This window comes from Lysobacter sp. FW306-1B-D06B, assembly GCF_038446665.1.
Lineage (GTDB): Bacteria > Pseudomonadota > Gammaproteobacteria > Xanthomonadales > Xanthomonadaceae > Lysobacter_J.
Map to the genome: position 1 here is coordinate 104,114 of NZ_CP151802.1, position 15,330 is coordinate 119,443.

12 protein-coding genes, 2 tRNA genes and 1 pseudogene are annotated in these 15,330 nt (G+C 59.2%); 7 read left to right on the forward strand and 8 right to left on the reverse strand.

Annotated elements, in window-relative coordinates:
* Positions 1 to 64: 64 nt before the first annotated feature.
* Positions 65 to 141 (forward strand) — tRNA-Met (locus AAFF32_RS00490).
* Between the two features lie 255 nt (positions 142 to 396).
* Here AAFF32_RS00490 and AAFF32_RS00495 read toward each other — a convergent pair.
* Together AAFF32_RS00495 and AAFF32_RS00500 are read right to left on the reverse strand one after the other, a co-directional pair.
* Positions 397 to 861 (reverse strand): hypothetical protein, encoded by a 465-nt coding sequence (locus AAFF32_RS00495; RefSeq protein ID WP_342316122.1) that lies wholly within the window; start codon positions 859 to 861, stop codon positions 397 to 399.
* A 2-nt stretch (positions 862 to 863) separates the two neighbouring features.
* The gene (locus AAFF32_RS00500; protein WP_342316123.1) at positions 864 to 1,655 is read right to left on the reverse strand and encodes a hypothetical protein; all 792 of its coding nucleotides are present in this window, start codon (positions 1,653 to 1,655) and stop codon (positions 864 to 866) included.
* A gap of 162 nt (positions 1,656 to 1,817) precedes the next feature.
* Between AAFF32_RS00500 and AAFF32_RS00505 the strand changes: the two genes are divergently transcribed.
* Complete coding sequence (locus tag AAFF32_RS00505; RefSeq protein ID WP_342316124.1) at positions 1,818 to 3,014, forward strand: site-specific integrase; 1,197 nt, start codon at positions 1,818 to 1,820, stop codon at positions 3,012 to 3,014.
* A 276-nt stretch (positions 3,015 to 3,290) separates the two neighbouring features.
* Here the strand turns inward: AAFF32_RS00505 and AAFF32_RS00510 are convergent, their stop codons facing one another.
* Positions 3,291 to 3,689 carry a MarR family winged helix-turn-helix transcriptional regulator gene (locus AAFF32_RS00510; protein ID WP_342316125.1) on the reverse strand — a complete coding sequence of 133 codons (399 nt, stop codon included), beginning with the start codon at positions 3,687 to 3,689 and terminating at the stop codon, positions 3,291 to 3,293.
* Positions 3,690 to 3,838: 149 nt separating this feature from the next.
* Between AAFF32_RS00510 and AAFF32_RS00515 the strand changes: the two genes are divergently transcribed.
* Together AAFF32_RS00515 and AAFF32_RS00520 are read left to right on the forward strand one after the other, a co-directional pair.
* A complete protein-coding gene (locus AAFF32_RS00515; RefSeq protein ID WP_342316126.1) occupies positions 3,839 to 4,390 on the forward strand; it encodes a hypothetical protein in 552 nt (183 codons plus the stop codon).
* Positions 4,391 to 4,638: 248 nt separating this feature from the next.
* Complete coding sequence (locus AAFF32_RS00520; RefSeq protein ID WP_342316127.1) at positions 4,639 to 5,784, forward strand: hypothetical protein; 1,146 nt, start codon at positions 4,639 to 4,641, stop codon at positions 5,782 to 5,784.
* Positions 5,785 to 6,332: 548 nt separating this feature from the next.
* Here the strand turns inward: AAFF32_RS00520 and AAFF32_RS00525 are convergent.
* Positions 6,333 to 6,794: a helix-turn-helix domain-containing protein gene (locus tag AAFF32_RS00525; protein ID WP_342316128.1), complete on the reverse strand. Its 462-nt coding sequence runs from the start codon at positions 6,792 to 6,794 to the stop codon at positions 6,333 to 6,335.
* Between the two features lie 306 nt (positions 6,795 to 7,100).
* Here AAFF32_RS00525 and AAFF32_RS00530 point away from each other — a divergent pair.
* Positions 7,101 to 7,382, forward strand: a pseudogene (locus tag AAFF32_RS00530) (transposase); the annotation flags it as partial.
* Between the two features lie 64 nt (positions 7,383 to 7,446).
* On the opposite strand, the gene AAFF32_RS00535 reads toward AAFF32_RS00530, so the two are convergent.
* From AAFF32_RS00535 to AAFF32_RS00550, 4 genes are read right to left on the reverse strand one after another with little or no spacing between them, the layout of a single operon-like run.
* Positions 7,447 to 8,529: an MAE_28990/MAE_18760 family HEPN-like nuclease gene (locus AAFF32_RS00535; RefSeq protein ID WP_342316129.1), complete on the reverse strand. Its 1,083-nt coding sequence runs from the start codon at positions 8,527 to 8,529 to the stop codon at positions 7,447 to 7,449.
* Entirely contained in the window at positions 8,526 to 9,761 is a 1,236-nt protein-coding gene (locus AAFF32_RS00540; protein ID WP_342316130.1) for a DUF262 domain-containing protein, read from the reverse strand. The genes AAFF32_RS00535 and AAFF32_RS00540 overlap by 4 nt, the downstream gene beginning before the upstream one ends.
* Positions 9,758 to 11,932 carry a DNA methyltransferase gene (locus AAFF32_RS00545; protein WP_342316131.1) on the reverse strand — a complete coding sequence of 725 codons (2,175 nt, stop codon included), beginning with the start codon at positions 11,930 to 11,932 and terminating at the stop codon, positions 9,758 to 9,760. Before AAFF32_RS00545 ends, AAFF32_RS00540 begins: the two co-directional genes overlap by 4 nt.
* A complete protein-coding gene (locus tag AAFF32_RS00550) occupies positions 11,929 to 12,747 on the reverse strand; it encodes a hypothetical protein (protein WP_342316132.1) in 819 nt (272 codons plus the stop codon). The genes AAFF32_RS00545 and AAFF32_RS00550 overlap by 4 nt, the downstream gene beginning before the upstream one ends.
* A gap of 215 nt (positions 12,748 to 12,962) precedes the next feature.
* On the opposite strand from AAFF32_RS00550, the gene AAFF32_RS00555 reads away from it, so the two are divergent.
* A tRNA-Met gene (locus AAFF32_RS00555) sits at positions 12,963 to 13,039 on the forward strand.
* Positions 13,040 to 13,227: 188 nt separating this feature from the next.
* Positions 13,228 to 15,324, forward strand: a complete 2,097-nt coding sequence (locus tag AAFF32_RS00560) for a TonB-dependent siderophore receptor (RefSeq protein WP_342316133.1) — start codon at positions 13,228 to 13,230, stop codon at positions 15,322 to 15,324.
* Positions 15,325 to 15,330 lie beyond the last annotated feature (6 nt).

Genomic DNA, 15,330 nt, shown 5'->3' on the forward strand with positions numbered 1-15,330 from the left:
ACAACCCGGCGCGAGGCGATTGACGACAACCCCTTCGGCATGAATAATTCGCGGTTCTCCGCGGGGCTATGTAGCTCAGCCGGTTAGAGCACAGCACTCATAATGCTGGGGTCGGTGGTTCGAGTCCACCCATAGCCACCACCGCGAGAGATAAGAGGCCCTGCTGAAAAGCGGGGCCTTTTGCATTCAAGGACTTCCGTGGGGAACGTGGCCCGACGCGGGTGATCCTCATCCAGAGATCATGGACACGCCTTCCAGCTGGCTTACCAGCCACTTACGGAAAGATGCCCGCGCCTATTGCCCCATGGGGAGGCGCCCAATGGGTGCGCAGCTACTCCTAGTCGAGCACAGGGGGTGCGCGCTTGGTTCGCCTGCTAAGGGCAGTCGTAACGCGAACTAGATTGCAGCGTGGAGCTTCGGCTGATCCTTGGCCAGCATTTGCGAGATAGAGGACCAGTAGTCTCCGACAACCTTCCGCGCCAAGTCATAGTTGCGCTCTCGCTTGTGCTTGATCTCAGCTAAATTGCTGATCGCATCATCGATCTGTAGCTTCAGCTTGACCTCTTCGACATTCAGAGAGTCGACGTCAATCTCAATTGAATACACGCGTCCGCTCTTCTTGCCGACGGCAGCGATCGCATGTTTCGCAAGATGTACTTGATGAGTGGGCTCGTCGGCCAAGTAACGGAAAGTAATCACAAGCCGATGCGAATCGGGCGCAAACTCGCCCTTAACTTGATGCGGGATGTCGTAGGGTGAAGCGCTCACATGAATGACAACGCTGCGAACGTCCCGACGCTCCTCATAGTCTTTGTCGTATCGATCCTCGTCGACTTCGATCCACTCGGCTTCAGGGTTCATGGCTATATCCGTTGAAGGAGGAGCGAGAGAAAACTTTCGGTGGCTCGGTCGAACTTATCCTTTGCTCGCTTTTTGCGAATGGTCGTGTCCCTGGAATCGATCACCATTACGCCCCATGGCTTGCCTTTAACCTCTACTCGGAACGCATAGAACGAGCGCCCTTGAGGCTTCTTTTCCTTGACCCGCTTTACATCAATACCTGTTGCTATGGCGTAAGTTGAGCAGTCTTCGTCTGAACGACTCGCGTGTTGCACGTCAGGAAGATTCTCAACATAGACGCTACCTTCACTGATCCACGCCTTGCCAGCCACTCCCTGTGCGCCTGAATCTTCTCCTCTTGGGATACGAAAAGCTGTATCGCTGATTTGACTTGTATGCCCCGAGCGTACAACCGGCGTCAGCCATGCGTCCCAGGGCCAACGCCTGAAGCACATGCACCAGGAATGGTGCTTAAACAGCGTCACGCGCCGATGCTGCTGAAGGCCGGCGCCTGCGTCCGAGAACACTTCATCGCGATAGCGCGTTATGAGGGCGTGAAGCTCCTGCCAGACCGCGGGGTCGCCGAGGTACTTTCGCAGCCATTTCAGAAATCCTGAAAGAACGAGAAGGGCGGGCACGAGCAGCCAAGCCCAAGTCTGGACAAACAGGACGGCGTTGGAAACTGAAGGAAACTTGTCAGCAAATTCTTCAGGCTTTGCCTTCAGCATCACAGCAACAAAGCCGCTAAGCCAAAGACTGACGTTCTGAACAACGCCGAGCACGGCGTATACACGGCCAGAGCGCTGTTGTTGCACCCAGGAGTCCCCTTCCCTGCTATCCCCGAGCGCCATTGAACCATAAAGACCGCGTTCAGGCTCGGAGGGCGAATGCCCCCAATGTGGATGGTCCTCATCCAAACACTGCAACACGGGCTCCGATAGCGTCTGGCCTACCAGACACTTACGGATAGAGCTCCGATGAGGATCGCCCTCACCAAACGAATCGTGGCTACCTCGCAGCCCCGGGAGCGTCCATACGAGCTCAGGGACACGCAGGCGCGCGGCCTACTGCTGCGGGTGCAGCCCTCGGGACACAAAGCGTGGATCGTTACGTGGGCGCACGGGAAGCGACGGACGCTTGGGTCAGCCACCCTTCTAACGCTCGATCAAGCGCGCGCCTATGCGTCCCAGGCGATGGCCGAGGTCATCCAGCAGGGGTTGCCCAGCATCGCAAGGCCGGAGCGGCCCAGGTGCACGCTGGCTGCGTTCCTTGACGATCATTACGCGCCGTGGGCGAAGATCGAGCTCCGGGGCGGGCAGCATTACGTCGAGCGCATCCAGACCCACTTCCCCAGCCTGCTGAACCGTCAGCTTTCGGAAATCGACGAGGCGGCAATTGATCGCTGGTGGCGTAATCGCGTCGCTGGGGAGCGTCCTGTAGCCAAGGCGACCGCAGCCCGGGACTTGGCCTGCCTGCGCTCTGCCATCTCCAAGGCAGTCGAATGGAAGCTCCTGGAACGCAACCCGTTGCTGGGACTTCGCCAGAAGTCTGTCGAACCCCGCAAGATCGTCCGGTTCCTGTCCCCGGACGAGGAAACCCGATTGCGCACCGCCCTGACCACCCGCGACCAACAGCATGCGACCGCCCGCGTGTCGGGCAATCGCTGGCGGGCGGATCGAAATATCGCGCTCAAGCCCGAGATTCCTGCGGGCAGCTACGGCGACCATCTGACCCCGGTCGTGTTGCTGGCGATGAACACTGGGCTACGTCGGGGCGAATTGCTGTCCCTGACGTGGGCGGATGTCGATTTGGATGCCCGCATGCTCACTGTCCGCGCCGAAAACGCCAAAAGCGGGCGCCAGCGTCACGTACCACTCAATGCCGAAGCCCATGCCGTGCTGGCGCAGTGGGCCAGCCAGACGCACGCAACGGGGCGCGTGTTTGATGTTGCCAGCGTCAAGAAGGCGTGGACCGGGATACTAACCAGCGCCCGCATTGACGGCTTCCGCTTCCACGACCTACGTCATCACTTCGCGAGCAAGCTGGTGCGGGCGGGGGTGGACCTCAATACGGTGCGCGAACTGTTGGGGCATGCAGACATCGCCATGACGCTTCGCTACGCCCACCTTTGCCCCGGAACGCTTGCCGCAGCCGTGGCGAAACTCGCTGCTTGATCGAACAGCGACGCTCGCGTTTCCGGATGCGTACCAGACCAAGGCAATCGCTCCCTGCCTGCGTCCGGGGCGCCGTGAGCTACACCCCTATCTGATCGACGCCGAGCCAGCCAGGGGTGCGCTGGTTGCGTCCCATTGGGTGTGCAGCGCGCGCTGCATGACGAGGTCCCGCGGAATGCCATCGGACGGGTGGAAGTCCTAGGTGGTACGTGGAACGCATGATCCGACGCTGCCGAAGTGGAGTGCGCTGCCAGGCCACTCCATACAGGCAACACCCTAATCACCTGACGACTCAATCATCATTTCTAACGCCTTCATGAAGCCTCTTGCCTCATCCGCCGGAGGAACATCCAACAGCCTTATCAGTTCGTCGTCCCACACCTCTGACGCGGCATGGATAGCACTCTGACCTGCCTCGGATACTCGCAGCCACACTCTGCGTTCGTCCCACACTTCCCGCACCTCAACGATCAGCCCGTTCTTGAGCAGTCCGCGCACTGCGTCGGTTAGGGAGGCCGATACGAACCCAGAAGCCGCAGCCAATGTGGCGCGGGTACATCGAGGCTGCTGCGTCTGAATGCACTTGAGCAGAACGTACTTGGAGTAGGTCAGGCCAGCCTCGGCTCTGAGCTGACGATCCATGCGTTGCCGAAGTCGGCGGTGCAGTTCGAACACGCCGTCAATGGCGTCTTGATGGGGTCGGAACATGGGTCTTGGAAAGTTATCGGGCCGATACATGGTACCGAGGATCGCCCCATGTTCGGAATTCCTATGTTCCCCGGGCGAGCAGAACGGCTCGCGTTCATTCACCGAGGAAACAGAAGATGACTACCCAGAACCAGCCGAATTCCGGCTCTAATGCTGTTCGTTCTCATATCAAGCGCTGCAATGACTTGCGCAGGGCCCTGTCGGAAGTTGACCCGCGTCGCGGGGAAATGCTGACCATCCACGTGATGCAGTCGTACCTCACGGACAAGATCATTGGTTTCGAAAAGGCGGCCGTGGAGATGCGGAACGCGGACTACCAGCACCTCGACCCGCTTGAGGCTACCAATCTGTTCGCGGAGCGTTACCTCCTCCTGGTCGAAGACGGCCCCTACAGGTGGGGAGAACGTATGCGCACCGGCTTGGAGAACGGCTTTGTCAACGCCCCTTTGGCGACGATCCGGGATGTCTGGCATGCACGGCAGCATGCCGACCTGCTGGGCCTCGAGTACGACAGCTATATCCATGCAGTGCTGACGGGTCAGTTGGCTCGTGGCTGGAACCGTCCGTCCTTGCCGCGTGAGCTGCACGGCAAGACCGCTTTGGCCGTCGCGGCATACGCTCATCAGAACAACCAGTTGAGCGCCGTGCGTTCCGTGCGCATCAATTGACTGGGGCGCAAGCAAGACTAAGGCGAGGTAGGACTCAGGGGCGATAAGGCGCCTATCGCCCCCGACGACATAGCCCTCGCGTTCATCAGCAGATGCACAAACCCACCCAATCCTATCAAGCCAGTGCACGCCACTGGCTCGGGTACGCCTTTGCATGAAGCCAGCGTAGCCCGGGCTATGCATGCACGACACACATCACAGGACTACATGCCATGACTACAAGCAGCACCTATCGCCATATGCGAACCATGCGCCTGCTGGCCGTCAAGCGTGCCGATCCGGAACAAGGGCGAATTGAGGAAATGTGCTTCGCTCGGGAAATTCTCGAGCCGGAAGACTTCGACCTGGAAGCCGACCTCGCCACGCTCGCGTATTTGGACTATCGCTACATGACGCCCTACGAGCGTACCGAGGCATTTATGCTGGCGTACCAGAAGTGGTATGCAATCAAGCAGCGCGACAGTCGGGGCCGCGTGGGGCGCAGGGTGCAGCGAGCGCACCTGTCAGCGTGGCCCGATGCGCGGATTACCATGTTCTGGCGCGCCCGACAGCATGCTGACGCACTGGGCGTGCCATATGGCCGTTACATCATCGCGGCCATGAACAAGGCAAGCGACGACGGCACGAGTGAGTTGCCAGCACCTAACCAGCTCTACAGTGACGATGTCGTGGCCCACGTCAGCAAGCAACTTGCCGGGTTGTTCAAATCCGGCACGATCCCGCTGTTGCCTAGGGACTGTAACCCCCGGTTCTTTTCCGAGAACTACACGGGTGATCCCGTGCAGCGGGGCGCATTGGACGCCATCGAAGCGGATATCCGCAAGACCGGTAAGGTTAACCAAGCGGCGAGGTTGGCGCGATACATGCGCGAATCACGTCTGATCAGCGAAGACGAGGCCCGTTGCAGGTTGGGCGATGACTTGGTTGATGCAGCACTGGGTGAGCGCTTGTCCAACCCGGTACGACCGGATCAACCGCTGGACGAAGGTGTGGCAACACGACCTGGGTGCTTTGGGTATTACCGTTCCACGCCTAACACAATGTGTGGTAGCTGTCCGGTCGTCACCGCCTGCATCGAACGTAGCGCCGTAGTAGATCGAGTGTTGTTGGAACGCTACGGCACCCTGGACATCCGGGGGCTGCGCAACCGCGAGGGCGACCGCAAGCGCAAGCAGCGCGAACGGGATCGCAAGCGTGCCGGGATGACGATGACGTTGCAGGAAGAGAGGCGGGTATTGCGCGAGCTGGGGAATCCGAAGCTCAAGCAGAAGCGATTGAAGGCGAAAGAGCGCCGGGATGGGAAGAAGGCTAAAAAACAGGAAGTTCCGGCGCCGGAACATGGTGGGACGAAATCGGAATCGCAACCGGAACTTGAGCCGCAACCACAAGGGTGAAGCGGGGCTTGTGAGCCCGTGGATAAGGTGTCACGTTTTCCTTTCTTTAATTACTACATAGAGAGTAGAGCTATAAGGGTTATAGCTTTTAAAGAAAGGAAAACGTGACACCCTGTCCCGGGCTGACAATCGTCGGCTTCCAACGTCACGGACCCGTGAAGCGTTCCGGATACCCCCAGCCTGTGGTTCCGACCCATTGCGCCCTCGGCGCGTCCGGTCATTCCGCAATGTGGGCAGCAAACCCCGTCGTCTCGCACTGCAACACCCAGCCAAACGTCACCAATCGCATCGTGGTCGTCGCGCAGCAGTGCGGGTTACACGGGTAGCTGCGCGTCGCAGGATGCGCCCAGGGCGCGTTTGGCTGGGTCTGGTGACACACGGGGTCGGGGCCGATGCCTGGCGAAACCGCATGTGTGGCATGTAGTCTGTGCCGGACACGCGGGTCGCAGTGCGCCACCGGTATGACGACCTGTGCGGGCTGATGCCCAAACCGCATGCCAACCGCATGTGAAACGCGGGTCCGCAGCCCAGCAAAGCGCAATATGGAGTTACTTGTGCTTGGTGCGTTTAGTGGCGGGCGTCGACATCGCTTCCAGTTGGGCTTGGGCAGCACGCTTGCCCAACGAACGCAGCCCGACTAGCTTCGTCAGTTGACCTGCACGCGGCACGGTCTTGCCGGATTCCCAGTGATAGATCGACTGCCCAGACACGCCGGCAAGGTGCCCAAAGTCCGCAGCAGACAGTCCTAACTTGGCCCGCAGGGACTTCAACCCCTTGGCGCTGAATCGTGCAGTGCTGGGTTCGGTGGCGTCGGATCGCACCGGAGCCTTGCCGGTGCTGCGTCGCAACGTGCCGATCAAACTCTGTTGCTCGGTGATCTGACGACGCAATGCTGCGATCTCGTGTCGGTGCTTGGCGTTGGCTTTGCGCAGTGGTTCGACTTGGGTGCGGATTTCCTTGCGGGCAAGTCGGGTGATTTCGCTCTTGAGCAAGTTGGCTAGGCTGGTCATATCGGCACACGCATGGGGGATGACCGTATAGTACAGGTCGATGTGTGGGCGACTCGGTGATGCACCTGTAGCGACCCGATATGGAGCAATAGCAGGGGTTCCGGCTTATATCACTGCCAGTGCATGACGCATCTAGGGGGAGGGACTTCGATCGCAATATTAGATGTTGCTGTGGCTGACTGAATCGCTGCCGGTGCGGCTCCGGTGTATCGAGAGCTGTGGGGTAGAGCTCCCGACACGGAACCGCGTAGCGAGCGTTTTGGTGGGTTTGGCGCAATGCACCAGATCGTCGGGCGCATGGTGTAGCGCGCCGGGACCTTCGAGCCGCAGTTGATCCCCAAGCACGAGCGGCGCTGCAACGGCTTCGAAGAGGAGATCGTGTCGATGTACGCCCGCGGCATGACCGCACGCGAGATCCAAGACCATCTGGCGGACATGTACGCCGTCGAGGTGTCTCCGGAGTTCATCAGCAAGGTCACCGATGCGGTCATGGCCGAGGTGACGGCGTGGCAGTCCCGGCCGTTGAAGCCGATGTACCCGGTGGTGTTCTTCGACGCGCTGCGGGTCAAGATCCGCGAGGACGGCGTGGCAGTGGCTTTAAATGAAAGGAAGCATAAGCACGGCTCTCCATACAAAGGAATCGTGCTGCTGCCTACCACACCTCAGAGGACGATCGATAGTAAACCCTTCCTCGAAAGGGCTTGAAATCAGTCATAACTCCCACATCGATTGGGGTGTCCGCGTCGACATGCTCGAGGGGATTCCCCTGGATCTGCAAGCTTAGGATTTTGCCGAAAGCAGGCGCATCAAAGCCCCCCTTCCCGAGCGCAAACACCCTATCTCCAATTGAAATGCTACCGGTGAGCCGTATGCCCATTGCTCCACTGCTGAAAACAGCTATGGGCCGGCCAAGTCGCACAGCGGCTCCGCGCTCCACTTCGTAACGAAGCAACTCGTCTGTCATGATCTCATAAAGAGATTGACCAAATGCCGTAAGGAATTTGCACCGTTCCCTGAGCAGGTCAACCGACTCAATCGAGTCGACTTGCAAGACGCCGTGAGATACGGAGTTCCTGCGCTCTACCAAATCATCCAACGAATCGATTAGTGGTCCAAGCTCGTGATCGCTCAGTCCGCTGATATCTCTTTCCGGAAAGAGCTGCTCCAGGTACGCCGAGTAGCTCAGAGTGTTAACCACTCTCCTGGGGTGGAGCGCAACCCCAATGCCACCGAGCATCTCCCCCAACCTTGCCAGGGTGATGTTTCCCCTGTGAAAGGAATAGGCGGATGAGTTCAGTTTAAAAGCGCCTGATCCCGGAAGACATGAATTCAGGTTCGATATGACCTGCTCCCAAGTCGTATCCGTTCGAAACCTGTCCTTGAGGATCCCCTCTGTCAACCGTAAAGACGCTTGTAAATGATTGGCTCGTATCCTTTCCGGCAAACGCTCGTAAGTTCCACTTATGCGACTTACTTCCATTACGTAGTCGTTGATCGCTGATATGGCATATCGCTCCAGCAAGCCATAAAGAGCTACGATCGCCACCATGTAAACGTACTGACGAGAGCTTGTTGCCGAAGCAACCACCTCTCCAACCAGTTGCGCTTCGGAATGCGGCAACTGCTCAGGGCGGGCGTTAAGTAGCGCGATCAGCTCGGCTTGACGTTCTGTGTTACTCAGAAACGCGTCTAGCTGTCTGATTCCGCTTATCAGGTCAGACAGGGAAGACTTCATGAAGGCGTTAGGGCGTCGCCGATGAACTGCTCAAAAGTCTGCTCTCGCTGCACGAGAGCTGATGGATTCACGTTCCTCCCCTCAAACACTGCATAGTGCTCGCGATAGAAGCCTTCGAGCCGCTCTCGCACAGTCGGTACGATCTGGCGAAGTGCGTCACCGTCCGAGATATGGCGGCTCATTACAGCCATTAACGCGTCGTATACCGTCGTTGTTGGTCGTTCAAGCCACGACCATGAATCCTTGCGTTTGCGCAAAAGCCAGAAAGCCTGCTCTCCGAAGACGTCTTCGACCAACTGAATCGTTGCCTCGAAGACCTCCCGGAGGCTGTCCAGAGTACTTTTAGGAAACGTATTCCCATGCCTAAGGTACGCATCGAGATAGCTTCCTAATGGAACTGTACTTTTGTGAAGCTGATGCTTTTGCCTGTAAGCAAAGAAGCGTAGGACGAGCTCCACGTCCTCCATCTCCCGGAACGACGGATTCTCTAAGCGATCATCAGACGCAGGGCCGCCTTGAAGTTCAGCGGGCTCCGGGAGCGGCACGCCCCACAACCGGCAAAGAGACGCGTTCTTGGAGAGATCAATGCAAAGACGATTGAGTGGGCCGTCAAATATTGCGTTGCGGGTCTCCTGCCCCGTCAGGCGAGTACCGCCGCTGTTAATTCGCTCGAATACCATTTGCTTTAGCCGGAGAGCGTCTTCTTCATTCTTCGCCGTCTCTTTGAGCAAAATAACCGACGAGAGATAGCGCCTATCGATCCCCTCTCGCACTTTTGAGGGCAAATTAGAGTAAACACGGCCGTTTAGCTCGGGCCACTGACTAAGCCCCGTCAATGGAAACTCGTCCCTGTAGAAAGCATGAATGGCCGTGAGACGCTGCAGCCCGTCCATGACCTCGTACTTCGAATAATCGTACTCGTAGAGAAATATCGGTGGAATCGGCACGTTCATAATCAACGATTCAATCAATCTCGCCTGCTGAGCTCGAGACCATCGATGGCGCCTTTGATACTCCGGCGATAGTCGGTACGACGAACTCTCCACTATCGTCGCAATGGTGCTGAGAGGGTAGCGCGCCTGTTCCGTGACGATCCTAATCTCACCTCGGATGTACTTCTCGTTTATGAGGTCGTCGGAAACCTCCTTTACTTGAGAAATATCCGTAACGCCGAATGAAAGCTGTTCACCTTCAAGCAGGCGGATTGCGGGTTCCTTCGTGGCGGAATTCACCTGGCGACCTCACTGATCGGCTGCAACACATCGTCGGCAGGCTCGCCGGCTGCTATGGGGCGGGCCAGGCCAACTTTGACCTCATCGATACGAGCTTGGACTTGCTCTGGGCTGAGGCCCTCGATGCTACCGAGGATCATCATATACGCGGCTCCAATCACAAAGTGGTCTGCCGCAGAGAGCTTGATTCCGGCATGCTCCAGCCGACTCGCGGATGCTCGCACGCAGTCATAGACGTTCGCTTCCCCAAGGCGCGGTCTCATTACGCTAGATTTTTTTCTGCACACCAGTATCGCGTCTACGCTGATCGGCTCTTTAGCTGCACTTTTTGGGCTCGCTGAACGTAACTCTGCGTGGACCACATGCGTTGCAACCACTTGTAGTCCAGCCGTGGAGACTGCCTCGTAGATAGCCGCCCATCCCTCAGCCCTAGAGTGATGAAAACTAAAGGCAAGCACCCCTTCATCTTTCAGCACCCGGCACGATTCACTAAAAACTGCGGCGAGCTGCCGAGCAAACACACGAGGGTCCTTGTGCTGTACTTCGCCCTGGTCGGACGAATCCTCGCGAGCCATCCATGGGTAGCGGTCGCGCAGCACGGGCGAGAGCCAAGCGAAAAAGAAGTCGCTCAGCTCGGAGTAGTGTACGAAGTCGAAGTATGGTGGATCAGTCACAACAGCATCCACCGTTCCGGCAGGAACGGAAAGTCTGGAGCTGTCGCCGTTGAGAATCAGCAAGCCATGCTCAGCCGCGTCAAGATCAGCCCACGTCTCGACGCGTCGAGCACGAACAGGGTGACTCGCAACTGTCTTACGCGAGCCTGTCCGATTTCCGTTGTGGTCGTGCTCTAACGCGATCTCGAAGGGCTCGTCCAGGTAGCGTTTGGCACGCAGTAGCCTGGACTCAAATAAAGTGCTGAACGTGCCACTGCTCTTCTCGGTGCCCCACACGGAATTTTCGAGCGGTGCGCGCTCCGGCTTCAAGATGTGGTTCGAGAACATGTGCCGCACGGCGCCGGTACCCTCACCCTTGAAGCTGCAAAACAGGTTGTTGAATTCCAAGGTGCTGGAGAACAGGCAAAGCATCTGCTCTTGCACAGCTTCATCCTCGAGACCAAGGATTTCCCTTAGGAGCAGACCGAGGCACAGCAACTGGCGTGCATTGAAGAAGTCGCGCCACTGTGTGTAGTTGTAACCGCGTGCTTGGTCAGTGTTATGACCGGGTCGGACTTTGGTTCTAGGTAGAGGCAATGCCTCACCGGCAAGCCTCCCCTGGGCCTCCTCGTAAAGGGCTAAGTCTTCGTCGCGCACCGGAAGATAGACTTTCGAGCCGTCTGCGCGCAGGGCCATCATCGCGTACATGCGATGCGCAGGCGGAGTGCCGTCCTCGGGAAGCAACTCCTTGATGCGGTATCTCAAACCGTCTTTGGTCGTGACGTACTGACCAGCGGCTGGGCCTTGTTGCGGATTGAATTGATGATTGCACCGCTGACAGCGGAGGTCGGTGGCGTCATAGCGATCCTCCAGCACACCCCAGCAGCTAGGGCACACAATCTGTGCCCGAGGCTTCCTTTTCGGGTATGCATCCTGAGCGAACACATAGCGCGACAGCAGCGGTATCACCTCGCCCTCAGGCGTCGTAACCGTCTTGACCCAGAAGTAGTACAGGACGGGGATGAGCTCACCAGTCTGTGGGTCGCGCGTCTGGTAATAGCGGCGAATCTCCGGAGCCACATCTCGCTCCAGCCTCTCGAAAGCGGCCCGAAGCTTAGTCTCCGATACGGGCGTGAATGCTTGACGGACAAGGAAGGTGCTGACGGGGTTGATGTCGCAACCGATAGCCTTAGCCCCAAGCTTCACGGCTTCGCCCAGGGTCGTACCGCTGCCCATGAAAGGATCGAGCACCACCTTCCCGGCTAAGTCATGCACTTTGTAAAACTGCGCCCAGATGTCGGCACCCGGCTGGCTCAAGGCCCCGAGCGTGATGCCCCGAAACACCGATCCGAGCCGGGTCGCCCACCACTTGTGGATATGGTAGATGGGCCGGTTAATTTCCTTCCGCCAGCTCTCCTGCTCGGCGATCTGACTAATCTCGACTACTGGGAAGTCGCATTCCAGTGCGGTCGCAGCGGCTGCGCGAATTAACACCGCATTGTTGGTGAAGATGTTCATTCTTCGTCTGGCTGATTGCTTTCATCAGGCAGCACGGGGGTGCCGGTCATCGAAACAGGCTTGCTGGCCTGGCTCTTAAGTCGATAAGCCACGAACCGATGCTGGGCCCCTGCCTTGGGATTGGGGATGCGCTCGGCACGCAGCTCATTCGTACGCAGATCGAAGCTGTACCCAACGACCAGCATCTCGGCCTCGACTCGGGTGAGACGTCCTACTTCCTGATAGCGGTCGTCACTACCAAAGTGCTCTGGAAGTATCAGGGTCATCAAGCCCGTCGTGCCTTCGGTCAGTGCAAAGGGCGTCGGCGCGACGTACATCTTTCGGTCGCGAATCATGATGTCGCCGTAGGTACCGAAGCCTTTAACACTCTTGTTCTTGTGGACATAGTTGTGGTCGGCGTTGAGGAAGTCGCCGTGGCAGATCACGAGGTCAACAACGGGGTACTGTTTGCGACCATTACCCTGATCGCTATAGACGGACAGATCAGCCGGGTAACGGCCGAACACGTAGAAGATTTGGCGGCCGTTGTGGTGGCCGGTCGGCACCTGGCTATTCGAATCATAGTCACGCTCACGGCCAGGCCATGCAAGCCCCTTGATCTCGTAGCCCTCGGTGTATTCGACCAAGCTGAAGTCGGGATACGTGTTACGTCCAGAGCCTTCGAAGTGAACCGCGAGCTTTTGCAGGCGCTGCTGAAACCAGTTCTGAAAGTGAAACTCTTTGTCTTTGGCAGAGACGGATTCGATCAGCTCCCCGGCCTGCACTGCCAGCGCACATTGCTCGAATACGTCGAAGCAGGTGGTCCCGTTGGTCATCTTGTTCCTTTGAATCCGCTATTTCTGGCCGCAGGCGACGGCCCAAGCAACGGCCCGACCAGCTCGTCGAGCCGACCATTTGAGGTTGATCCGCAAATATGCCCAGCCGAGTATCACATGGTGCGACACCCCGCCCTGGAATCCGGCTTAAGGGCCACTTACCAGCACCTCCTACCAGGGTCAGGGCCCAGATAAGCCATTGATCCGTAAGGCGCGGCTATGTAGCTCAGCCGGTTAGAGCACAGCACTCATAATGCTGGGGTCGGTGGTTCGAGTCCACCCATAGCCACCATCCGCGAGAGACACCCAAAGCCCGCAGCGATGCGGGTTTTTTGTTGCCTGCAGCACGCCCGGCGCCACGCCGAGATTGCCTGGCTTGGCGGCAACGGCGGCAATGACGCGATGTTCTTGAGAATCATTTGCATTTGATGGGCGCCGCTCCTGATAATCCGCTCCCTGTTCATAAGGGGAAGCGGATCGATGTCCCGTTCCATGCGTTGCCGTCGTCTGGCCGTACTGTCGCTGCTGGTGCCCACTGCCCTGGCTTCCGCCATCGCCCATGCGCAGCAGGCAGGCGATGACGCCCATGCGCTCGACGGCGTGACCGTCATCGCCCAGCGCGCCAGCACCGCGACGAAAACCGATACGCCGCTGATGGAGACGCCGCAGGCGATCAGCGTCATCACCTCGCAACTGTTCACCGACCGCGGCGCACGCAACCTGCAGGAAACCCTGCGCTACAGCGCCGGCGTCACGGCCGATGCCTGGGGCCTGGACACGCGAGGCGACGCGAGCACGATCCGCGGCCTGGACCCGGTCCAATACCTGGACGGCATGCGCCGCCTCTACAACTTCAGCCCGATGGCGCGACCGGAGGTCTATGGCCTGGAACGCGTGGAAGTGGTGCGCGGCCCGTCCTCGGTGCTGTACGGCGCCGGCGCCACCGGCGGCATCATCAATGCGATCAGCAAGCGCCCGAGCTTCCGGGACGGCGGGGAGATCGGCCTGCAACTGGGCAATTTCGACCGCAAGCAGTTGCAGGGCGATGTCACCGGCCAGCTCGGCGATTCGGGCAACCTCGCCGGCCGCCTGGTCGGCGTGATCCGTGACTCGGGCATGCAGACAGACGAAATCGACGACGACCGCATCTACATCGCGCCGTCGATCACCTGGCGCGGCGATAACTCCAACCTCACCGTGATGGCCAGCTACCAGCGCGACGAGACCGCATCGAGCCAGCAGTTCCTGCCGGTAGCCGCCACGCTTCATGCACCGCCGGGCCGCAAGCTCGACCCGGGCACGTTCCTGGGCGACAAGGACTTCGACAAGCTCGATGCACGCGTGGCCAGCGCGACGGTGCTGTTCGACCATGCCTTCAACGATGTCGTGACCTGGCACTCGAACCTGCGCTACATCGATTCCAAGACCGACTTCCGAGAGCTGTTCCCGGACACCTACAGCAATCCGGAGAACCCCTTCATCGACGAAGACGGCCGCGTGCTGAACCGCCTGAGCTACGGTGTGAAGCCGCACGACCGCATCCTCACCGCCGACAACTCGCTGCAGTTCGACTTCGCCACCGGCGCGTTCCGGCACGTGCTGCTGGCGGGCGTGGATTACACCGATTTCCGCGAGGAGTCGTCGACGTTCTCAGGCCTCGCTACGCCCATCGACATCTACAACCCGGTCTCCACCGGCGTGACGGTGCCGGAATACACGCAACTTCCCGACCAGCGCACCACGCAGACCGGCGTGTACGTGCAGGACCAGATCCGCTACGCCGACCGTGTCTCGCTGGTGCTGGGCGCGCGTCGCGACCGCGCCGTGTCCGAAACGCAGGGCCTGCCGGATCAGACCGACAACGCCACGACCTACCGCGTCGGCCTGATCGGCGATGTCGGCGCGAACGTCTCGCCCTACGTGACCTACACCGAGTCGTTCCTGCCGGTGCCGGGCCAGGACCTGTTCGGCAATTCGTTCGATCCGATGCGCGGCCACCAGGTCGAAACCGGCGTGAAGTGGCAGCCCACCCGCAACGCCATGTTCACCGCGGCGCTGTACAGGATCACCGAGACCAACCGCCAGACCAACGATCCGGACAACGTGCTCAACGTCGTGCAGACCGGCGAGATCGAGTCCAAGGGCATCGAGTTCGAAGGCGCGTACGTCTTCGACAACGACTTCACCGTCACCGCCAGCTACAGCCACAACGAAGCCGAAGTGACCAAGAGCAACTTCGCGCCGGAAGTCGGCCAGCGCCTCAACGACACGCCGCAGGATCTGGCATCGCTGTGGCTGGCAAAGGGCTTCCAGCTCGGCGACGACACGCTGCTGCGCGCGGGCCTGGGCGGCCGCTATGTCGGCGGCACCGTCTCTACCGGCGCCGCCAGCACGGTGCGCACGCCGGGCTACACCCTGGCCGACGCACTGCTGGAACTGCAGATGCCGTCGTGGATCTTCTCGCTCAACGTGACCAACCTGTTCGACAAGGAATACTTCGCGCCTTGCCGCAACTTCGGCGACTGCTTCAGCGGCAACACGCGCACCGTCGTGGGCACCTTCACCTACCGCTTCTGAGGACGC